Source organism: Bacillus sp. ISL-34 (assembly GCF_018613325.1).
In the GTDB taxonomy this organism is placed as follows: domain Bacteria; phylum Bacillota; class Bacilli; order Bacillales; family DSM-1321; genus Peribacillus.
In genome coordinates this window covers 167,944-188,232 of sequence record NZ_JAGGQJ010000023.1, presented here as the reverse complement: position 1 = coordinate 188,232, position 20,289 = coordinate 167,944, and the positions used below count along the sequence as shown (strand labels likewise).

The window sequence follows — 20,289 nt, the reverse complement described above, 5'->3', positions numbered from 1 at the left end:
AGTGTAAAGCCGGATGGGAACGTTATGGTTCAATGGGTCGATTTATACGATGGTTAAAGAAAACGATCAAGTGGAGGCAGTCTTCACTGAAAAGGGGGTAATTGTTGATACCGGTAGCCTGGACTACTTGAAAAATGAATATGCCAGCAATATTTCCAGGGAAATCGACTTAAAAGGACAAACGATGCTGCCTGGGTTAGTGGATAGTCACCTTCATTTGGTCGGGCATGGTGAAAGGCTGCTTCGTTTAGACCTCTCTTTGATGGATAGCAGGGAGTCCGTCATGAAATCCTTGAAGGAAAAGTGCTCAAAGACCCCGGCTGGAAAGTGGATTGTTGCCGAAGGGTGGAATGAAAATGAATGGCCGAGTCCTGAATTGATATTACGGGATGAGCTTGATGCGATATCGAAAGAACATCCCATCGTATTGAAAAGGATCTGCCGTCATGCCTTGGTGGTCAATTCCCGCGCCCTTTTGGAAGCGGATATTAAAGATGATATTAAAGAACCTTCGGGCGGGGTGATCTGCCGTTATCCTGATGGACGTTTAAATGGTTTATTTAAAGAAAGTCAGGCGCAGAACCTTATTTTAGACAGCCTTCCCGGCATTGATCAAGAGTATATCGAAAACGCGCTCACAGAGGCCATAGAAGACGCATATAAGCTAGGGTTGACTGGCGGACATACGGAGGACCTCCATTATTACAATGGCTTCATTCCGACATATCAGGCGTTTAAATCGGTAATCGAGGACCGGGAAATGGCCTTTCGCGCCAATTTACTCGTCCATCATGAAGCGTTTGAAGAAATGCTGGCAGCAGGCGGCGGTTATCAGAAAGGTACGCGATATATCAAATTCGACAGCATGAAGATATTTACGGATGGCTCCTTAGGCGGACGTACAGCCCTGTTAAGCGAGCCTTATGTAGATCAAAAGAATACGAATGGAGTCGCGATATTCACTGAAAGCGAGCTTCAGGAATTGGTGAAAAAAGCAAGGGATGCCGGAATGCCGATCGCTGTCCATGCGATTGGCGATCTCGCTTTTGAATACGTCTTGAATGCAATTGAGGCCCTTCCCCCGAAAGAGGGACAGAGGGACCGGCTCATACATGCGCAGATCGTCCGGCCGGAGCTGTTGCAGCGGGCCGCAAAGCTGCCGCTAATCTTTGATATCCAACCGGGCTTCGTCCCGTCCGATTTTCCGTGGGTGGAAGAAAAGGTTCCAGCCAATCTACTGGAATCCTCCTATGCCTGGAAAACCTATTTGAATTTGGGCATCATTTGTGCGGGAGGGTCGGATGCACCCATTGAGCCATTAAATCCAATTTTGGGCATTCATGCAGCTGTCACAAGGACGAAAATCAATAGTGAGGACCATACCGTATATGGCTTGGGTGAAAGGCTTTCCGTTTTCGAGGCTTTCGCACTGTATACAAAAGGGAGTGCTGCAGCCATCGGCCAGGAAAAACGACGCGGTGTGATCATTAAAGGGTCCGATGCCGATTTTACCGTGTTTAATCTGGATGTCTTTACTGTGGCGCCGGATGACCTCCTAAAAGCTGAGGCTGTCATGACGGTCATCGATGACAAAATCATGTTTGATAAAAAATAACAGTTGCAAAAAAAGAAATGGAAATACAAAATTGTTAGATGGAATTAGATAAAGGAATGTAAATGGAAAGAAGGCAGGTTATGAAAGTGGATGAACAAAAAGAAGGGGCGATCTATGCAGCCCTTTCTTACATGATGTGGGGAGTCGTGCCGATTTACTGGAAGTTTCTTCAGGGAGTCGGTGCAACAGAAATTTTAGCCCAGAGGGTAATATGGTCTTTCGTGTTCATGCTGGTTTTATTGATGTTCATGAAAAAATGGCAGGCGTTTCTTGTTTATGTCAAAAACATATTGGGAAATCCCAAACTCTTTGCGGCATTACTAACGGCGTCACTGCTTGTTACAGCTAATTGGGGAGTGTTCATCTGGGCCGTTAACTCAGGACGGATCCTCGACACGAGCCTTGGATATTATATCAATCCGCTAGTCAGTGTACTATTGGGAGTGATAGTCTTAAAAGAAAAATTGAGCGGGGCCCAAATCATTTCGTTCCTGCTTGCAGGAATAGGAGTCTTGATCCTGGGCATTCATTTCGGCACGATCCCGTGGATCTCTCTTGTTTTGGCCATGACCTTTGGTTTATACGGTCTGGCAAAAAAAATGATCAAGGCCGAAGCGGCGATCGGGCTGACGCTCGAAACGATGATGGTAACGCCTCTGGCCCTGGGTTACCTGATATACTTGATGAACCGATCAGAAATGCAATTCTTTACAGCGGGAAGCACAAGCTTGCTGTTGGTGGGCGGCGGAATTGTCACGGCCTTGCCTCTTTTATATTTTGCAAAAGGGGCGGAGAAGATCCCGTTATCGATGCTTGGCATTTTTCAGTATATCGCTCCGACCTTATCTTTATTGATCGGGGTATTCATTTATCATGAAAGTTTTACCAAAGCGCATCTTTTAGCCTTTTTGTTCATATGGTCAGCCTTGGCTGTTTATACACTATCCATAACGAAATGGGGGCAGGCAAATGTCCGCAGGCTTAAAGGCAAAGGGAATATTGGTGCGTGAATAAAAAAAATGCTTGGGAGATCTCTCCCCAAGCATTTTTTTATGCCGGTAGTTAAAACAGAAAGGTCATGAAAGGTAAATCTTCGAACCTATTTCAGAAACAATACAATTGGAAAGGCTGACAGGACTGTGATCGGGCTTTGCTCGGGGGATATTCGGTTGGAATTGTCTATAAAAGGAACTATCCAGGAAAATGATATGCGTAGTCAGGAATGCTGATATGGTTGCGTTCGGCTTTCTGTTGCTATTTAATTCATTGATGATTCCTTGTGAAGTGGTAATCCCGATTCCATGGCCATAAAAGAGGTTTTGCCCTAATAATATGGCATTTTCACCTTGCCATTCAGGAGTTGCCTCGTCGTGATCAGGGTTTTTGAAGTAAACACAATCACCTGGTAAATAGTCCCTCCCTTTATGAACATTAAGAGCCATATTCTGTGGAGGGCGCCAGTCATATAAAAAAAGGTTTGAAAAAAGGTAGTCGAAATTCCTAGGGCCGATCAAATCCAAAATGGCCTTTAAAAAAGTGACGACTATTGCTGTCCCGCATTCGAAGGCATAAAGCCTTCCATTCCTGAAAATGTCCAGGAGTGCAGCATGAGGGAAAATCCCTGGCTGAAGGGTAAAGGTGCCATCCTTTGAAAGGTGCCAATATTGTTCATTGGATTGCGATTCCTCAAGTGTGGAAAATTCTGCATCACTTTTATTCAATGAAATCGCTGCATCAATGACACGGTGCCTCAGCTGTATATCGAAATTAAACTCACCAAAGTTCCGGTATTCAAAAACGTTAGAATCTTCCGCCAGCAATTGGAGAATTTCAAGCGATTCTGCAGATGCTGTAACTGGTTGGATTTGACTGACATCTAACCATCTGTGATTAATCTTTATCATGATCATATCCACCTTTTGCTTATGAAATTAAGGGTTTAATAATGCCGGTACACAAAAATGTCTACAGGTAATGTTCATTATATGAATGCCAGCAAAGAAATGACTATTTGGAACGCCACAAAGTTGCAGTCAAGAACGATTGGAATGAAAGAAGGCAGAATGATCTTGCTTTCAATCATTTCCCTTCCAAAAGATGTTTTGCTAGATATCCTCAAGAGAGAGGAAAATCTTTCCAGTTAGTGAGAAGAAGCAAATTAGTATTCCCTTTTCCCCATGAATTGATATAATGAGAGAGAAAAGTTCATATGTGCGAGAAATGTAGGGGGGCCAGTACTGCTGGCTGAGATTGCATCCTTTAGATGCTGACTCTTTGAACCTGATCTGGGTGATGCCAGCGGAGGGAACATATTATTACTGACTTTCTGTTTTGTATGTTAACGTCCGAATTCATCTTCGGGCGTTTTTTGCTTTTTTATCCAGTATTTGAATAGACCCTGGAGCCCCATTATGGTTCCGGCATATGGATCTTATATGATGTGTAGGAGGATAATGACTTGAATAAATTCTTACCACTGTTAACTTCGTTGTTCCTTTTGGCTGGATGTGGTTCAGGCGGAACTAATGAAAAAGAAGAAGCATCTAAAAATGAAGAATTAAAAAAGGTATCGGTCGTGCTCGATTGGACACCGAATACAAACCATACAGGATTGTATGTAGCCAAGGAAAAAGGTTATTTTAAAGAGCAAGGTCTTGACGTGGAAATTATCATGCCAGGTGAAGCTGGAGCTGATAAGCTTGTTGCTTCAGGAAAATCTGAATTTGGCGTGAGCTACCAGGAGGGCATAACACAGGCCCGCGTGCAGGGCGTGCCGATTGTTTCGGTTGCTGCCGTCATCCAGCATAATACCTCTGGATTCGCTTCACCTGAGGCAAAGAACATTAAAACTCCCAAGGATTTTGAAGGGAAAACGTATGGTGGCTGGGGGTCTCCGGTTGAAAAGGCCATTATTGATTCACTCATGAAAAAAGAAAATGCGGATGTAAATAAAGTGGATATAGTCAATACAGGAGACATGGATTTTTTCACTTCCGTTAAAAGGGATATAGATTTTGCCTGGATTTATTATGGATGGACAGGCATTGAGGCCGAGTTGCGAAATGAAAAGCTTAATATGGTTTACTTAACCGAATACTCTGATAAGCTTGATTACTATACGCCTGTTTTGACTACAAATGAAAAGATGATAAAAGAAGATCCCGAGACTGTTAAAGCATTCGTTCATGCAGCTTCGAAAGGGTACCAGTTTGCGATTAAGAATCCTGCTGATGCAGCAGACATATTAATTAAGTCTGCGCCGGATCTTGATGCAAAACTAGTAAAGAAAAGCCAGGAGTGGCTTGCAGCCAAGTATCAGGATGATGCTCCGCGTTGGGGTGAACAAAAACTGGAAATCTGGAAGAATTACAGTGATTGGATGACTGAAAATAAGCTTCTTGAAGGTGATTTCGATCCTGAAAAGGCATTTACCAATGAATTTTTACCAAAATAGGAGGAAATACAATGGCCAATTCATTAATTAGTATACAAATTATTCCTAAAGGGGAAAATGTCATCCCTATGGTCGATGAAGCAATCAAGATCATTGAAGAATCAGGTGTCAAGTATGAGGTTCACCCGCTTGAAACAACAATGGAGGGCGAGCTTTCCGATCTTTTTGCCGTGATAGAAAAAATGAATGTAAGAATGATTGAAATAGGATCGCCGAATGTCATTTCCCAAGTGAAAATACTATATCAGCCAAGCGGGATTACGATGGATACGTTAACGGAGAAATATCGGGCATGATCGGAAGGGGAATTTGGAAGAAGGGGGCTCCCTTCTTTCTTTTATTATTGTTGCTGATAGTTTGGGAGTCAGTGACAGTCTTATTGAAGGTTGAGGAATGGCTGCTTCCCGCTCCATCGGCCATTTTCATTGAAGGAATTGAGTCGTCCCGCAATCTTTTTGGACACCTTATATCCACAACCGAGCTTGCGTTGTCGGGTTTTTTTATTGGAAGCTGCATCGGCTTATTGATCGCGGCAATCTTACACCTATTTCCAGGTGTGAAGGACGCGGTTTATCCTCTGCTCATACTATCACAAAATATACCTATCATAGTTTTGGCCCCGCTTTTGGTGATCTGGTTTGGCTTTGGCATGCTGCCTAAGTTAATAGTGATTTCGCTTGTATGTTTTTTTCCGGTTGCGGTTGCATCATTGGACGGTTTTCGCCAGACACCATACGAACTTAAGCATTATTTCAAGATGATGGGAGCGGGAAAAAAACAGTTATTTTGGAAGCTGGAGCTTCCTCATTCAATCCCGTTCATCTTCTCCGGCCTGAAAATTTCGGCCACTTATAGTGTAATGGGTGCGGTTATTTCGGAGTGGCTCGGGGCAAAATCGGGGATTGGTGTTTATATGACGCTCGCGTCCTCTGCGTTCAGGACAGACCGGGTGTTTGTTGCCATTTTCATCATTATGGGAATGAGCCTGATCTTTTTTGGAATCATCACCTTCCTGGAGAAATACTTAGTTTCTTGGAAGAGAAAGGAGGACGACAAGGATGAAGCTGGAAATTAAAGATGTCTCCTATTCCTTCGGTGGCAAACAGAATATATTGGAGAATATGAATTTCCATGTGGAAGATGGGGAATTTGTCACGATCCTTGGGCCATCGGGCAGCGGTAAAAGTACATTGTTCCACTTGATCGGAGGCATTTTGAAGCCGAATCATGGCATCATTTCACTGGATGATAAAAAGATAAATGGCTTAAAAGGCCATATCAGCTATATGCCGCAGCAGCCTTCCCTTTTACCTTGGAGAACGGTATTGGAAAATGTTTTGCTTGGAAGTGAACTTGCTGGGGTCAAAGATAAAGAAAAGGCAAAAGCCCTTTTGATTAAAGCTGGATTGGAAGAGTACGAGAAAGCATATCCGCATGAATTATCTGGAGGCATGAAGCAAAGGGCCGCATTCATCCGGAGTATCTTAAGTCCACAGGAATTGATGTGCCTGGACGAACCCTTTTCAGCCTTGGATGAACTGACAAGATTGCAAATGCAAAAATGGCTGTTGTCGGTTTGGGAAGAAAATCGGAGGTCGGTGCTTTTTGTTACGCATAGCATAGATGAAGCGGTTTTCCTATCAGATAGAATTTATGTGTTATCAGCAAAACCGGCTGCTGTCATCAAAGAAGTGAAAGTTCCATTTCCAAGGCCAAGAAGTGAAGAACAGCTTCTTAGTGATGAATTTTTTCATTTAAAAAGAGAGTTATATGCAGCACTTATGCCAACTTTTTCTACTTAATTAAGGAGGCGATTAAATTTGAGAATCATCGACAGCCATATCCACTTGGATAAATATGATGTTGTTAAGCAAAAACAGATTCTGACTGACATGGAAAAGGTTCATTTGCAATCCTTGCTGACTGTTTCCATGAATTTGGCTTCTTCGATTAACAATTATCAGCTTTCACTGAAAGATTCCCGAATTAAGCCTGCCTTTGGCTTTCATCCAGAGCAGCCCCTACCGAGTGATGAAGAAGTGAACGAATTATTGAACTGGATGCGGGAACATCGTCAAGATATGGTTGCCGTAGGTGAGGTTGGACTGCCCTATTACTTAAGGAAGGAAAATCCCGATATTGATAACTCAGCGTACATAGTGATATTGGAGAGGTTCCTGGCTTTTGCCAAAGAGGTGGAAAAGCCGGTCATCCTTCATGCCGTCCATGAAGACGCACCTATCGTTTGCGACCTTTTGGATAAGCATCAAATCACAAAGGCGCACTTTCATTGGTTTAAAGGCGATATCCGGACAGTCGAAAGAATGGCCGAAAAGGGCTACCGCATTTCGATTACACCTGATGTTTGTTATGAGAGGGAAATACAGGAATTAGTTTCGGCATACCCACTTCAGCTGATGATGATTGAAACGGATGGCCCATGGCCGTTTGAAGGGGTTTTCAAAGGGAAATGGACCCATCCCGGCATGATGCATGATAGTGTGCGTCAAATTGCTTCGATAAAAGGATTGCCGATGGAGGATGTCTATGAAATCCTCTATCAAAATACGAAAGATTTTTATCATATATAAAAAGGTACCGGCTATCATATCCGGTACCTTTTTAGTTCGTTCAAAGAAAGGTCCTTTTAACCTTTTCCCAAAATGAATTGTCTTTTAGCTTAACAGTCTTGATGACTTTACCGCTTAACCGGACCTTTACCTTTTCGACATGATTGATGCTTAAGGCTTCATTGTCCATTCCGATGATCGGATAGCTTGGTCCGTTTTGTTCAAGGTGGACGGTCAACGTCTTATCACCGCTTAGAATGAATGAGGAACCTAAGGTCCGATAGGTATTATTATTGATGGAAGCAAGCTCGCTCACTTGAAAGCAAGGGAGAAGGGGATCGACAACGGCCCCATTGACCGATTTATTATAGGCGGTGCTTCCGGTCGGAGTCGCAATGATGATTCCGTCCCCGCGAAAAGTTTCAAAATGGAGTTGATCAATGAAAATATCCATGACGAACGTTTTGGTGATGGAAGACCGGATACTGAGTTCATTAAGGGCATAAAAGGAGGGCTGATCGTCCAATTGGATATCGATGGTTGGGTATTTACGAACCTCAATTTGCTCTCTAGTCATGGCATCGATCATTTTATCCGTATCTTCCAAGTGGAAATCGCAATACATATTCAAGTTACCTGTGGTGGAAATGCCCGCATATAAACAGTCATCCCTGAACCCGGTTTTACGGACTGCCTGCAGGAATGTGCCGTCATCACCGATGCTTACGATGATGTTCGCTTTTGTGAAATCCTGGATGACCTCATACGAATGTTGCTTCGCCAAGTCTGACAAGTATTCAACCTTGTGGAGCATCTCTGCATTCGGTGCATGGAAAAAATAAATATTCCTTCGAGTGTTCATCATGATCCCTCCTAGTATGTATGGTGATGAAAGGGCTTTCTTTATCCTGTTTACGATAAATACAAATTGTGCAAAATGCACCAATCCATTTCCAATTAGAGGATTCTTTGCTACAATTTTATATGTCTTAGTTTATCATGGAATGAAACATTTTTGTTATTAGTTCGTATGGTAAGAAGGATACATATATTTAAGGGGGAAAACAGATGAATGGAAAGCGTTGGGCGGCACTTGGAATCGCAGCCGTTTTATTTTTTGTCTCTATTGCTGTAGGTGCGGCTACCACTCTATTTACAGCGGATACGGAAAATATCATTGATGAATTATTTGCTTCAGAAAGTGCATTTTACGAGGAAGTCATAGAAGGCGATGATTTCACTAATGTTATTGCCGTATTTGATGTAGAGGGCACGATTCAAGATACAGGAGAAGCCTCATTACTTAGTTCGGCAACATATAATCACCGTGCCTTCATGGATAAGCTGAAGATGGCTGAGGAAAATGATGATATCAAAGGAATCATCCTTCGGGTGAATTCTCCAGGCGGCGGTGTCGTCGAAAGTGCAGAGATATATGAAAAGATCCTTGATATCAAGAAAGTGAAAAAACCTGTCTATGTATCAATGGGGTCAATGGCGGCTTCAGGCGGATATTATATTTCCGCACCAGCCGATAAGATTTATGCTAGCCCGGAAACGATGACCGGTTCACTTGGTGTCATCATGCAGGGGTATAATTACGAGAAGTTGGCCAAGAAGTATGGTGTTGAGTTCGAAACCATCAAAAGCGGGCCACACAAAGATATTATGAGTCCAACCCGGGAAATGACTGGTGAAGAACGTGAAATACTCCAAGACATGATCGATAATTCTTATGATCAATTTGTAAAAATCATTGCTGACGGACGCGGTATGTCAGAGAAGGAAGTAAGGGAAATCGCCGATGGCCGCATTTATGATGGACGTCAGGCAAAAGAAAACCATCTAATCGATGATTTTGGCCATTTGGATGATGTAATTGCAGCGATGAAAACGGATATCGGTAAAGAGGATGCTCAAGTTATCCGTTATACAGATGAGGCAGGATTCGGTTCATTATTCAGTATGGGTGCGCAAAAAATGTTGGGAAGTGATGTGGAAACGGCAGTCTTGACAAAAATCCTTTCCTCTTCAAATTCTCCACGCTTAATGTATTTGTATGCGGAATAGGGGGGCTGAAGGATGACGGAACGAAATGAAAACAATGAACAAATCGCTTCATCCAATCTAATGGCAGATCAAGTAGTTCCCGTTCAACAGGAATTTACACCAGCCAGGAAGGCAGTGGATGATGACGGAGTCAAGAAAGTGCATTTTGCCGGTTTTTGGATGAGGTTTTGGGCCTATTTAGCCGATCTATTGGTTATCGGAAGTTTGAACCGGATTTTGATTCATCCCATCTTCAAGTTTTATGAAGGGACAGATGATCTCTGGTTTTCCGCAGAGGGCTTCTTAACAGGGGGCGTATTCTTCTTATACTTTGTTTTGATGACCAAATTCTTGAACCAAACCCTTGGTAAAATGATTTTTGGACTGAAAGTCGTTGCATTGAAGGAAGAGAAAAAAACCATTTCATGGGGTACGATATTGTTCAGGGAGCTGATTGGCCGCTATATTTCAAAAGTCACTTGGATTGGCTATCTCTTGGCGGGTCTATTACCGAAGAAACAGGCTTTGCATGATGTCTTTGCAGACACGGGCGTTGTGTTGATCAGAAGATGATTTCTTCCATTCATAAATCTGTAAGAGCGTGATTTTCGCTTTTGCAGGTTTATTTTTTTTGCATATGCCGATAATGATAGGCTGAAGGGGTGTGGGTGCATGAAGTGGCTTTTTTTGATTATAGGTATCCTCATTTTTGTATTGCTTATTGTTGTTTTCACTAAAGTAAGAATGTACATCGACTACAAACGTGTCCAAACGAATGACCAAATACTTATTAAATTATCAGCTTGGTATGGACTTTTTCATTATACATTCAAGGTTCCGGTCATGAAAAAAGAAGATGACTCGGCAACTATAGTAGTAAAGGAAGAACAAGAAATGAACGGGAAAACCGATAAGGAAGAAAAGAAAAAAATCACAGCCGAAGATTTGCGTGACGGATTCGCAGACATTCTGGAGATGCTTCAGCATATAATCGGATTTCATAGGATCGTCCGTCAATTCGCAGGGAAAGTCCAAGTCAAAAAATTCACCTGGCACAGTATGGTCGGTACTAAAAACGCTGCACACACCGGTGTTTTAACTGGAGCATGCTGGGCACTTAAAGGTTCAATCATCGGTTTGCTGACAACCTATTTCAACTTCCGGATCATGCCCTCCTATTCCATTACACCCGACTTTCAGAGATGGCAGGCAAACACGTCGATTTCCTGCATATTACAATTTAGAATCGGGCAGGCTATGGTGACTGGAATAAAACTGCTTCGTTATTGGAAAGGCGGAAAGCCGCATTTCAAGTCCAGGAAATTAGCGAAGCTATTAGGTGATTCCAATAAACAATCGTTCTAGAGTGGAGGAATTTAAATGTCAGATCATCCGATCCAAGGTTTAATGAAAGAAGCGATGGAAAATCTGAAAGAAATGGTCGATGTGAACACGATCATCGGGGATCCGGTGGAAACTCCGGATGGCAGTGTCATTTTAACCGTATCCAAAGTGGGATTTGGTTTTGCAGCCGGTGGCAGCGAATTTGTGATGGATGGAAACCATCAAGGACAGCAAGGCGATTCCAAGCAGCCTTTTGGCGGCGGTAGCGGCGGCGGGGTTTCCATAACACCAATTGCCTTTTTGATTGTTGGTTCCCATGGGGTGAAAATGATTCATCTGGATGAAGGGACGCATCTTCTCGAAAAAATGATGGATTTAGCTCCTCAAGTCGTCGATAAAATTCAGTCCATGCTATCCAAGAAAGACAATAATCAAAAGCAAGGCAGTAATCAAGGCAGTAATCAAGGCGGTAATCAAGGCGGCAGTCAACCAACTGCAAGAAGGTACCAAGAACCTAAAATGGATATAGATTTCTAACGCGACTCGGCATCCGCCGAGTTTTATTTTTGCTGCAATCTGCCATTACACCTTTAAAGGTCTGGATGTCATGTGCAATCACCATTCACATTTCCCAATTCAATTAATTGCAAAATTCCGGCAAAACAAATATCATTATGCTTGTACATATAGCAGAAAAGGGAGGAATTATTAATGGCTTCAGTTACATTTAAAAACAACCCGATCACTTTAGTGGGACAAGAACTAAAAGTTGGGGACAAAGCACCTGATTTTACGGTATTGGCTAATGACTTATCACCGGTTACATTAAGCGACTCCAAAGGTTCTGTCCGCATTATCAGCGTGGTTCCATCCGTGGATACAGGTGTATGTGATGCACAGACACGTAAATTCAATGAAGAAGCGGCAAAATTGGATAATGTGAAAGTACTGACGATCAGTAACGATCTTCCTTTCGCGCAAAAACGCTGGTGTGCTGCCAGCGGCTTGGACAATGTTCAAGTTCTTTCCGATCACCGTGACCTTTCATTCGGTGAAGCATATGGTGTCGTCATGCAGGAACTTCGTCTATTGGCTCGCTCTGTATTCGTAGTGAACAGCTCTGATGAAATCACATATGTAGAATATGTGAGTGAAGGTACTAACCATCCAAATTACGAAGGTGCAATCGAAGCGGCTAAAGCGGCAAAATAAGATGCGAATTCTAAGAAACCGGGCACAATGTGCCCGGTTTTTTGTTTTAATGTTGATTTTCTTGTTGATAAACACCTTGTCGTTGAGGTGGACAGGGGCGTTCGTTTCTAATACACTGGTTTTTATAATTTTTGACGAGTTCATTTATATATGCTCGATTTAGTTAAGGCTCTAAAGTCGGGCCATTTAGTGGTAAAATAATCTTGCCAGACCACTCTTGACCATTGGGTGTACCAACTTTTATGTCAATTTCGTTAGGCCACGACGGCATTTGTCTTTGATGAGGTCCTGGATAAAACCCCGCTTGTTGCCCTGCTCGATATCCATCTCTATACCCTTGACGATACCCTTGACGATACCCTTGACGAAACCCTTGTTGAAACCCTTGTTGTTGCCTGTTAAATTCATCTGCTGACTGTATACCATGTTGTTGCCTGTTAAGTTCATCTGCTGACTGTATATCATGTTGCTGGTTTATTGGATTAACCTGCCCATGATAGTTTTGATATTGATTATCCATATAATCACCACCTCATGCATGGTATTCTGTTTGGGCATTCATTGAGCCTATCCAATTAATAAAAAATGCAGGGCAACAACCCAGTATTTTGAGCCAAGTTCAACAGACAAGTCGGACATTCATGGATAATGAGGGAAAAATAAAGCTAACCGGATCTGCTCAAAAGGCCTGGACTGGGTGCATTTACCCTATTAATGTCTCATGGTTAAAAATGTTGACAAAAGGGTTCTGCGCGAGTTCAATATATGCGGCTTTCAAATCGGAAAACAGTACGCAAAACAAACGAAGAATGATAAGCAGGACGTACGGCTTGTATCTCTTTCTTCTTACCTTTAAAATAGGGACAGAAGCAAACAGGAGGAATTAATAAGTGAAGTCTACCCCAGTTGAACAATTATTTTATGAATTTGATGAAACAGCCCAAATATTGCAAAGTGAACTATCATGTACGTATCTGGATGCCTTAGGTGAAACGGGAGAGAATTTCTTCGAAGGGAAAGTCCTGCAGGAGGAAATCAGTGAAGTATCGAAGAAAAGGTTAGTGAAGCATTATGCAGATTTTTCACCCGAGAAATATGAAAAGGAAGCAATCCGTAAAGCGTACCAGCTTGCCATTTTAAAAGGCATGCAGCAGAGCGTTCAGCCGAATCATCAGATGACACCTGATGCAGTCGGCATGTTCGTCAGCTATTTAGTCGGTAAATTCACCAAGGATCAAAAAGAGATAGTCATGCTCGATCCAGCCATCGGAACAGGGAACTTACTATTTGCGATCTTGAATCAACTTACTGATAAAAACATCGCTTCATATGGTGTCGAGATTGATGAAACCTTGATCAGGCTTGCTTATGCAGGTGCCAACCTGCAAGAACACCCGCTGCAATTTTTCAATCAGGACAGCCTGGAGCCGCTATTCATCGATCCTTCAGATGTTGTGGTCAGTGATTTGCCGATTGGTTATTACCCGAATGATGTGCGTGCAGCTGAATATGAATTGAAGGCCGATAAGGGACATTCGTTTGCACACCATTTGTTTATTGAACAAAGTGTTAAACACACGAAGGATGGCGGACATCTATTCTTCATTGTCCCGAATAACCTGTTCGTCTCGGAGGAAGCGCCGAAACTCAATGATTTCCTGAAGAAGCATACACATATCCAAGGGATGGTGCAATTGCCGCTCTCCATGTTTAAGAGTGAAGCGGCTGCGAAAAGCATCTTGATCCTTCAAAAGAAAAAAGAGGGTATCGAAGCACCGAAGAAGGCGTTGCTCGTACAACTTCCGAAGCTGTCGGATTTCGAAGCGACCAGGTCTGTCATGCAACAGATGGACGATTGGTTTAAAGAGGAAAAATAGTCAATGAAAGCTGATGCCCCAGGCATTGGCTTTCTTTTTTTTATTTGAGAGTGATTATTTGCAATTATTCATTAATATTTGGTTGAATCCGCTTGTCATGATAAGATTGTACAATATACTGCACGTTTCGTTGAGATAACATTGGAAGAACTAGCTTAGAGAAAAGGAGCAGGATGGATGTCAAAAATCATGGCTATTAATGCGGGCAGCTCTTCATTGAAGTTTCAGCTTTTTGAGATGCCAAGTGAAAAAGTAATTACAAAAGGTCTTGTAGAAAGAATAGGCTTGAAAAATTCCGCATTTACTTTAAGCGTCGAAGGCGAAAAGGTTTCTGAAACGATGGATATACCCAATCATGAAGTGGCTGTAGGGCTTTTATTGGAAAAGCTGATTGACCATCGCATCATTGGCTCCTTTGAAGAGATAGATGGCGTAGGGCATCGGGTGGTGCATGGAGGTGAGGTATTCAGCGAATCGGTCTTGATTACGGAGGATGTAATAGCGGAAATCGAAAAGCTTTCCGAGTTGGCGCCCCTTCATAATCCCGCCAATATCACCGGGATCAAAGCCTTCAGGCAAGCACTTGATGATGTGCCGGCGGTTGCGGTATTCGACACTGCCTTCCATCAAACGATGGCAGCAGGTTCCTATTTGTACAGCTTACCTCTTGAATATTATGAAAAATACGGAATAAGGAAGTATGGGTTTCATGGTACTTCACATAAATATGTATCACAGAGGGCAGCCGAAATGATTGGCCGCCCAATTGAACAGCTTCGATTGATATCGTGCCATTTAGGGAATGGTGCAAGCATCACGGCCATAAAGGGCGGCAAATCAATTGATACTTCAATGGGATTTACGCCATTGGCCGGTGTTACTATGGGAACGCGTTCAGGGAACATCGACCCTGCATTGATTCCTTATATCATGGAGAAGACGGGTAAAACAGCAGATGAAGTTCTGGATGTCCTGAATAAGAAAAGCGGCATGCTGGCCCTTTCCGGTTTTTCCAGTGACCTGCGCGATATTCAAGTTGAAGCGGATAAAGACAATGAGCGGGCTGAACTCGCACTTAAAGTATTCGCAGACAGAATTCACAAGTACATTGGCTCCTATTCAGCTAAAATGGGAGGTGTGGATGGCATCATTTTTACAGCGGGCATCGGTGAAAACAGTCAAACCATTAGGGGGCGAATCTTGGAGGGACTTGAATTCATGGGGGTATATTGGGATAAGGATCTCAATCGCACCTCGGGTAAAGAAGCGTTCATCAATGCACCCTATTCCCCTGTAAAAGTCATGGTCATCCCCACTAACGAAGAAATCATGATTGTCAGGGATACCATGAAAATAGCTTTGAGCGAAACTTGGAAAACATGACTTCCTGTTTTTTTATAATGATCCCCTTATCACTCTGGTAAGGGGTCTTTACCATGAAATTTCACCCTCGGAAACCGCCTCCTTATGGAGTTTATGTCCATGCGGCCCATCCCCATTAACACTGGATTCCCATCACCGTTCTCTGAAAGGCTTCCCTCTATGGTATACTTAAGGGAGAATCCACCAATTCTGTACATAGGAGGCTTGATGCATGGAATTCACGAACCGTGAAATGAAAATTTGGAATGAAATTAGTGAATGGCAGGACAAACTTTATCAATATGAGCCAACGGACCTTGCTGCATTGTATGATAAATGGTTGGAGCAGGGGTTTGCCCTCCTTCCGGAAAACGTCCAACAACAGTTTTTTGAAAAGCTTGATACCTGGCTTTTTCATTTGCATGCCATGGTTCAGAGCTCACAAGTTCAAATAGATGCAAGAGAGCGGATTTTAGCATCTGCGCGCGTGTTCAATGAAGAAATCGAAACGTTGAGTGATTTGAATCACTTATCGATCGATCAGTTGAATTACATAGCCAATCAGCATATCGCCAAGCATCGCTTATATTCATTTGTACAAGGCGGGATGAGCGGATCAGGAGGCCTGCTTCTGCTAGGGAGCGATATTCCGGCCATGACGGTCATCAATGTCAGGATCGTACAGCTGATTGCGATGTCTTATGGTGTTGAGGTGAATACGCCGTTTGAAATGATGCTGGCCCTTAAGGTATTCAATGCAGGAGCGATGCCAAAAAGGCTTCAAGGAATAGCCTGGGAAGAATTGATACGCGAGGTCCAGACCGCAGAAGATGACTATTTTTATTTAGGAATCGAAGAACTGACAAACCCTACCTGGATGGAACAGCCGCTGAAGCAGCTGTTGAAAGCATTATCCATTACTGTTTTCCGAAAAAAACTGGTACGGGGCATACCGTTCATCAGCATGGCCATCGGGGCTGGATCCAATTATCAAATGACCCGGAATGTCAGTGAATTTGCCCAGAAGTTCTATCAATATCGTTATTTACTTGAGAAGAAGGCTGATGAAGAATGAGTGTCGAGGATCATAAAAAAGCCATCACGGAGGCAATTCGATGCAAGGTGATAACCGTCAGCGATACGCGTAATGAAGAAACGGATAAAAGCGGAGCACTGATGATGGAATTGCTGAAATCGAATGGTCATGAAGTGTCGGAATATGTAATCGTTAAAGATGAGCGGAAAGCGATTCAGGATGCGGTCACTTCTGGTAGTCAAAGCAGCACGGTCGATGTCATATTAACAAATGGAGGCACTGGCATCGCCAATAGGGATGTAACGATCGAGGCGGTCAAAGAATTGATGACCAAGGAAATTCCCGGTTTTGGCGAGGTTTTCCGAATGCTCAGCTATCAAGAGGATATCGGGTCTGCAGCCATTCTATCCAGGGCGATTGCCGGAGTCGTGAACAACAAAGCCGTCTTTTCCACCCCAGGCTCATCAGGGGCGGTTCGGCTAGCGATGACTAAATTGATTCTCCCGGAGTTGGGACATGTCGTTGGTGAACTTCGCAAGGATTTATAAAAGGGATGCAAAAAAAGCCACAGTTTTAAACTGTGGCTTTTTTTGCATGGAATAGGCCTTAATTATGCATCTTTTCACTTACTCCTTGATTGGCACGATACCATAGCCATAAATCATTGATGATGGAAGCAAGTTCCGCAATTTCGGAGTTGAGCTGGCATGATTTAATGAAATTACTCTCATCGGAGAGCCGAAACTGCTTTCGGTTAATGGTGGATTCCAGCTCCTTGATGCGGTCCGGGATGCTTCCCCGGATATTCTCCCAATGTACGAGTATTTGCTGTTGCTCGCCTTTTGTATATTCATCCCACTCCAGATTCAAATCGGGAATCGAGATGCCAAGCCGTTCATCATAGGTAAATTGTTCTTTCATATGCCCTCCGCTTTTCGATTTATCATACTCCTAGTTTACTATATTCTTGCGGATGCATCCAATGTGTAAATTCCCTGAAAATATTAGCGGATTATTTAGCAAAATCTTAAAAATACCCCTTGTATTCCTTTAATAAAGATGATAAAGTACTAATCATAGATTGAATAAAAATAACAAACGATGAATTTTTATTCACACGAAAGGACGATGGAAATGGAAAATCAAAAAGTTGTTTTAGCATATTCCGGAGGTTTGGATACTTCCGTTGCAATTAAATGGTTACAAGATCAAGGGTACGAAGTTGTGGCATGCTGCTTGGATGTCGGCGAAGGGAAAGATTTGGACTTCATTAAAGAAAAAGCGATCACTGTTGGTGCGGTAAGTTCCTATGTCATTGATGCGAAGGACGAATTCGCTGATGAATTCGCATTGACTGCTCTTCAGGCACATACTTTGTATGAAGGGAAATATCCTTTGGTATCAGCTTTATCACGTCCGCTGATCGCGAAGAAATTAGTGGAAGTGGCTGAAGCGGAAAACGCGGTAGCCGTTGCGCACGGTTGTACGGGAAAAGGAAATGACCAAGTGCGTTTCGAAGTATCCATCTCCGCCTTGAACCCTAATTTACAAGTTCTTGCACCTGTTCGTGACTGGAAATGGTCTCGTGAAGAGGAGATCGAATATGCAGCGAAAAATGGCATTCCCGTTCCGATTGGCATGGCGAGTCCGTTCTCGATTGACCAAAACCTTTGGGGAAGAAGTAACGAATGTGGAATCCTGGAAGATCCTTGGGCAGCTCCGCCGGAAGAAGCATATGATTTGACTACAAGCCTTGAATGTACGCCAGATACTGCCGATATCATTGAAATTGGTTTTGAACAAGGTGTGCCGGTTACATTGAATGATAAAAACTATAAATTGGCTGACCTGATTGTCGAGTTGAATCAAATTGCCGGCAAACACGGAGTGGGACGTATCGATCACGTTGAAAATAGATTAGTGGGAATCAAATCCCGTGAAGTTTATGAAGCTCCTGGTGCGATGACATTGATAGCTGCACACAAAGAACTTGAAGATATCACGCTTGTAAAAGAATTGGCTCACTTCAAGCCGGTGATCGAGAAGAAAATGACTGAATTGATTTATGAAGGGCTTTGGTTCTCTCCGCTTCAAAAAGCTTTGGCCGCATTCCTGAAAGAAACACAAGTGAATGTAACGGGTACGGTCCGTGTGAAACTATTCAAAGGTCATGCGATTGTTGAAGGGAGAAAATCCGAGTACTCCCTATATGACGAAAAATTGGCTACCTATACAAAAGCAGACGAATTTGATCATGATGCAGCAGTTGGATTCATTAAGTTATGGGGACTTCCAACGAAAGTGAACAGCATGGTCAATAACAAGAAGGTGACAGTGTGAGCAGCAAGCTTTGGGGAGGAAGATTTACGAAATCTGCCGAAGAATGGGTAGATGAGTTTGGAGCTTCCATCTCCTTTGACCAGGAACTTGTGCTTGAAGATATACAAGGCAGTTTAGCTCATGTAACCATGTTAAAGCAATGCAGCATTTTACCTGAAGAAGATGCGGATCAGATCATTGCAGGTCTGAAAAGTTTACAGGAAAAAGCTGAGAAGGGTGAATTGACTTTTAAGGTTGAGATGGAAGATATCCATCTTAACCTGGAAAGTATGCTTATAAGTGAAATCGGTCCAGTTGGCGGAAAGCTTCATACAGGCAGGAGCCGTAATGATCAAGTTGCAACCGACCTTCATCTGTATATGCGTAACCAAACGAAAGTGATTCTGGAACTCATCAATGACTTGCAAATAGCGATTTTGGGACAATCCAAGAAAAATGTGGAAACACTAATTCCAGGTTATACACATTTGCAGCGTGCACAGCCCATTTCATTTGCGCACCACTTAATGGCTTATTTTTGGATGCTTGAGCGTGATAAGCAGCGCTTCACGGAGAGTTTCAAAAGGATTAACATCTCTCCATTGGGGGCTGGGGCATTAGCTGGGACTACTTTCCCGATTGACCGTGCCCTCAGTGCCGAGTTATTGGGGTTTGAGGGAATTTACGAAAACAGCCTTGATGCGGTGAGTGATCGTGATTTTGCCATTGAATTCATGAGCAACAGTGCTACGATGATGATGCACTTATCCCGTTTCAGCGAAGAAATCATTCTCTGGTCAAGCCAGGAATTTCAATTCATTGAATTGGATGATGCGTTTTCCACGGGAAGCAGCATCATGCCGCAAAAGAAAAATCCTGATATGGCGGAATTGATCCGTGGTAAAACAGGACGGGTTTATGGGAACCTAACGGGGTTATTGACCGTTTTGAAAGGACTGCCGCTTGCTTATAACAAAGATATGCAAGAAGATAAAGAAGGCGTTTTTGATACGGTTAAGACCATTGTTGGTTCACTTAAAATATTTGCCGGCATGATTTCAACGATGAAAGTGAAAACGGACGTAATGGAAAAAGCAACAAAAAATGACTTCTCGAATGCGACGGAATTAGCTGATTACCTGGCTTCAAAGGGTATGCCTTTCCGTAAGGCGCACGAAGTGGTCGGGAAGCTTGTATTGTTCTGTGTCCAGAATGGCTGCTATTTAGTGGACCTAAGCATTGAACAATTCCAGGAAGCTTCCGAGTTGTTTGAACAGGATATTTATGATGCATTAAATCCTTATGAAGCCGTTAAACGCCGTAACAGTGCGGGCGGTACAGGTTTTGCCCAAGTGTTGCTGGCGATTGAAAAAGCGGAAAAACTGGTAAGTGAATAACAGTAAAAAAGCTCGTTCACCAATTTGGCGAACGAGCTTTTTATCATTTTCTTT

At 43.0% G+C, this 20,289-nt stretch carries 22 protein-coding genes and 1 riboswitch; of the genes, 18 read left to right on the top strand and 4 right to left on the bottom strand.

The window, feature by feature from the left end; all coding sequences use genetic code 11:
• Nucleotides 1–13: 13 nt before the first annotated feature.
• On the top strand, nt 14–1,615 hold the full coding sequence (locus tag J7E52_RS16425; RefSeq protein WP_214748620.1) for an amidohydrolase: 1,602 nt from the start codon (nt 14–16) through the stop codon (nt 1,613–1,615).
• An 80-nt stretch (nt 1,616–1,695) separates the two neighbouring features.
• Entirely contained in the window at nt 1,696–2,625 is a 930-nt protein-coding gene (gene rarD / locus J7E52_RS16420) for an EamA family transporter RarD (RefSeq protein WP_214748617.1), read from the top strand.
• A gap of 66 nt (nt 2,626–2,691) precedes the next feature.
• Here the strand turns inward: rarD and J7E52_RS16415 are convergent, their stop codons facing one another.
• On the bottom strand, nt 2,692–3,519 hold the full coding sequence (locus tag J7E52_RS16415) for a protein-glutamine gamma-glutamyltransferase (RefSeq protein ID WP_286197816.1): 828 nt from the start codon (nt 3,517–3,519) through the stop codon (nt 2,692–2,694).
• 310 nt (nt 3,520–3,829) lie between these two features.
• A riboswitch (TPP riboswitch) is annotated at nt 3,830–3,939 on the top strand.
• 134 nt (nt 3,940–4,073) lie between these two features.
• On the opposite strand from J7E52_RS16415, the gene J7E52_RS16410 reads away from it, so the two are divergent.
• The 5 genes from J7E52_RS16410 to J7E52_RS16390 are packed head-to-tail and all read left to right on the top strand — an operon-like array spanning nt 4,074 to nt 7,660.
• A complete protein-coding gene (locus tag J7E52_RS16410; RefSeq protein WP_214748614.1) occupies nt 4,074–5,069 on the top strand; it encodes an ABC transporter substrate-binding protein in 996 nt (331 codons plus the stop codon).
• Nucleotides 5,070–5,080: 11 nt separating this feature from the next.
• Nucleotides 5,081–5,365, top strand: coding sequence for a thiamine-binding protein (locus J7E52_RS16405; protein WP_214748611.1), 285 nt, complete (start codon nt 5,081–5,083; stop codon nt 5,363–5,365).
• Nucleotides 5,362–6,144: an ABC transporter permease gene (locus tag J7E52_RS16400; RefSeq protein ID WP_214748608.1), complete on the top strand. Its 783-nt coding sequence runs from the start codon at nt 5,362–5,364 to the stop codon at nt 6,142–6,144. Before J7E52_RS16405 ends, J7E52_RS16400 begins: the two co-directional genes overlap by 4 nt.
• Nucleotides 6,128–6,871, top strand: coding sequence for an ABC transporter ATP-binding protein (locus J7E52_RS16395; RefSeq protein ID WP_214748605.1), 744 nt, complete (start codon nt 6,128–6,130; stop codon nt 6,869–6,871). Before J7E52_RS16400 ends, J7E52_RS16395 begins: the two co-directional genes overlap by 17 nt.
• Nucleotides 6,872–6,889: 18 nt before the next feature.
• A complete protein-coding gene (locus J7E52_RS16390; RefSeq protein ID WP_214748602.1) occupies nt 6,890–7,660 on the top strand; it encodes a TatD family hydrolase in 771 nt (256 codons plus the stop codon).
• 40 nt (nt 7,661–7,700) lie between these two features.
• Here the strand turns inward: J7E52_RS16390 and J7E52_RS16385 are convergent, their stop codons facing one another.
• On the bottom strand, nt 7,701–8,501 hold the full coding sequence (locus tag J7E52_RS16385; RefSeq protein WP_286197834.1) for an NAD kinase: 801 nt from the start codon (nt 8,499–8,501) through the stop codon (nt 7,701–7,703).
• A gap of 206 nt (nt 8,502–8,707) precedes the next feature.
• Here J7E52_RS16385 and sppA point away from each other — a divergent pair, with 206 nt between their 5' ends.
• From sppA to tpx, 5 genes are all read left to right on the top strand, one after another.
• Entirely contained in the window at nt 8,708–9,709 is a 1,002-nt protein-coding gene (sppA, locus tag J7E52_RS16380) for a signal peptide peptidase SppA (RefSeq protein WP_214748599.1), read from the top strand.
• A gap of 12 nt (nt 9,710–9,721) precedes the next feature.
• Nucleotides 9,722–10,261 (top strand): RDD family protein, encoded by a 540-nt coding sequence (locus tag J7E52_RS16375; RefSeq protein ID WP_286197815.1) that lies wholly within the window; start codon nt 9,722–9,724, stop codon nt 10,259–10,261.
• A gap of 99 nt (nt 10,262–10,360) precedes the next feature.
• Nucleotides 10,361–11,053, top strand: coding sequence for a DUF2953 domain-containing protein (locus tag J7E52_RS16370; RefSeq protein ID WP_214748596.1), 693 nt, complete (start codon nt 10,361–10,363; stop codon nt 11,051–11,053).
• A gap of 15 nt (nt 11,054–11,068) precedes the next feature.
• Nucleotides 11,069–11,569, top strand: coding sequence for a GerW family sporulation protein (gene ytfJ / locus J7E52_RS16365; protein ID WP_214748593.1), 501 nt, complete (start codon nt 11,069–11,071; stop codon nt 11,567–11,569).
• Nucleotides 11,570–11,743: 174 nt separating this feature from the next.
• Nucleotides 11,744–12,244 (top strand): thiol peroxidase, encoded by a 501-nt coding sequence (tpx, locus tag J7E52_RS16360; protein WP_034309176.1) that lies wholly within the window; start codon nt 11,744–11,746, stop codon nt 12,242–12,244.
• A gap of 163 nt (nt 12,245–12,407) precedes the next feature.
• Here the strand turns inward: tpx and J7E52_RS16355 are convergent, their stop codons facing one another.
• Complete coding sequence (locus tag J7E52_RS16355) at nt 12,408–12,764, bottom strand: hypothetical protein (RefSeq protein WP_214748590.1); 357 nt, start codon at nt 12,762–12,764, stop codon at nt 12,408–12,410.
• A 370-nt stretch (nt 12,765–13,134) separates the two neighbouring features.
• On the opposite strand from J7E52_RS16355, the gene J7E52_RS16350 reads away from it, so the two are divergent.
• From J7E52_RS16350 to J7E52_RS16335, 4 genes are all read left to right on the top strand, one after another.
• A complete protein-coding gene (locus tag J7E52_RS16350) occupies nt 13,135–14,121 on the top strand; it encodes a class I SAM-dependent methyltransferase (RefSeq protein ID WP_214748586.1) in 987 nt (328 codons plus the stop codon).
• A 177-nt stretch (nt 14,122–14,298) separates the two neighbouring features.
• Nucleotides 14,299–15,504 (top strand): acetate kinase, encoded by a 1,206-nt coding sequence (locus tag J7E52_RS16345; RefSeq protein ID WP_214748583.1) that lies wholly within the window; start codon nt 14,299–14,301, stop codon nt 15,502–15,504.
• A gap of 211 nt (nt 15,505–15,715) precedes the next feature.
• Entirely contained in the window at nt 15,716–16,558 is an 843-nt protein-coding gene (locus J7E52_RS16340) for an EcsC family protein (protein ID WP_214748580.1), read from the top strand.
• Nucleotides 16,555–17,067, top strand: a complete 513-nt coding sequence (locus J7E52_RS16335; protein WP_214748577.1) for a MogA/MoaB family molybdenum cofactor biosynthesis protein — start codon at nt 16,555–16,557, stop codon at nt 17,065–17,067. Before J7E52_RS16340 ends, J7E52_RS16335 begins: the two co-directional genes overlap by 4 nt.
• Before the next feature lie 58 nt (nt 17,068–17,125).
• Here the strand turns inward: J7E52_RS16335 and J7E52_RS16330 are convergent, their stop codons facing one another.
• Nucleotides 17,126–17,440: a hypothetical protein gene (locus J7E52_RS16330; protein ID WP_214748574.1), complete on the bottom strand. Its 315-nt coding sequence runs from the start codon at nt 17,438–17,440 to the stop codon at nt 17,126–17,128.
• A gap of 213 nt (nt 17,441–17,653) precedes the next feature.
• On the opposite strand from J7E52_RS16330, the gene J7E52_RS16325 reads away from it, so the two are divergent.
• Nucleotides 17,654–18,859 carry an argininosuccinate synthase gene (locus J7E52_RS16325; protein WP_048681084.1) on the top strand — a complete coding sequence of 402 codons (1,206 nt, stop codon included), beginning with the start codon at nt 17,654–17,656 and terminating at the stop codon, nt 18,857–18,859.
• Nucleotides 18,856–20,235, top strand: coding sequence for an argininosuccinate lyase (gene argH / locus J7E52_RS16320; RefSeq protein WP_214748571.1), 1,380 nt, complete (start codon nt 18,856–18,858; stop codon nt 20,233–20,235). Before J7E52_RS16325 ends, argH begins: the two co-directional genes overlap by 4 nt.
• The last annotated feature ends 54 nt before the right edge of the window (nt 20,236–20,289 follow it).

Coding starts and splice junctions, on each gene's coding strand:
- J7E52_RS16425 (WP_214748620.1), top strand. CDS start 14: ATGGGAACGTTATGGTTCAATGGGTCGATTTATACGATGGTTAAAGAA.
- rarD (WP_214748617.1), top strand. CDS start 1,696: ATGAAAGTGGATGAACAAAAAGAAGGGGCGATCTATGCAGCCCTTTCT.
- J7E52_RS16415 (WP_286197816.1), bottom strand. CDS start 3,519: ATGATAAAGATTAATCACAGATGGTTAGATGTCAGTCAAATCCAACCA.
- J7E52_RS16405 (WP_214748611.1), top strand. CDS start 5,081: ATGGCCAATTCATTAATTAGTATACAAATTATTCCTAAAGGGGAAAAT.
- J7E52_RS16400 (WP_214748608.1), top strand. CDS start 5,362: ATGATCGGAAGGGGAATTTGGAAGAAGGGGGCTCCCTTCTTTCTTTTA.
- J7E52_RS16395 (WP_214748605.1), top strand. CDS start 6,128: ATGAAGCTGGAAATTAAAGATGTCTCCTATTCCTTCGGTGGCAAACAG.
- J7E52_RS16385 (WP_286197834.1), bottom strand. CDS start 8,501: ATGAACACTCGAAGGAATATTTATTTTTTCCATGCACCGAATGCAGAG.
- sppA (WP_214748599.1), top strand. CDS start 8,708: ATGAATGGAAAGCGTTGGGCGGCACTTGGAATCGCAGCCGTTTTATTT.
- J7E52_RS16375 (WP_286197815.1), top strand. CDS start 9,722: ATGACGGAACGAAATGAAAACAATGAACAAATCGCTTCATCCAATCTA.
- J7E52_RS16370 (WP_214748596.1), top strand. CDS start 10,361: ATGAAGTGGCTTTTTTTGATTATAGGTATCCTCATTTTTGTATTGCTT.
- ytfJ (WP_214748593.1), top strand. CDS start 11,069: ATGTCAGATCATCCGATCCAAGGTTTAATGAAAGAAGCGATGGAAAAT.
- tpx (WP_034309176.1), top strand. CDS start 11,744: ATGGCTTCAGTTACATTTAAAAACAACCCGATCACTTTAGTGGGACAA.
- J7E52_RS16355 (WP_214748590.1), bottom strand. CDS start 12,764: ATGGATAATCAATATCAAAACTATCATGGGCAGGTTAATCCAATAAAC.
- J7E52_RS16345 (WP_214748583.1), top strand. CDS start 14,299: ATGTCAAAAATCATGGCTATTAATGCGGGCAGCTCTTCATTGAAGTTT.
- J7E52_RS16340 (WP_214748580.1), top strand. CDS start 15,716: ATGGAATTCACGAACCGTGAAATGAAAATTTGGAATGAAATTAGTGAA.
- J7E52_RS16335 (WP_214748577.1), top strand. CDS start 16,555: ATGAGTGTCGAGGATCATAAAAAAGCCATCACGGAGGCAATTCGATGC.
- J7E52_RS16330 (WP_214748574.1), bottom strand. CDS start 17,440: ATGAAAGAACAATTTACCTATGATGAACGGCTTGGCATCTCGATTCCC.
- J7E52_RS16325 (WP_048681084.1), top strand. CDS start 17,654: ATGGAAAATCAAAAAGTTGTTTTAGCATATTCCGGAGGTTTGGATACT.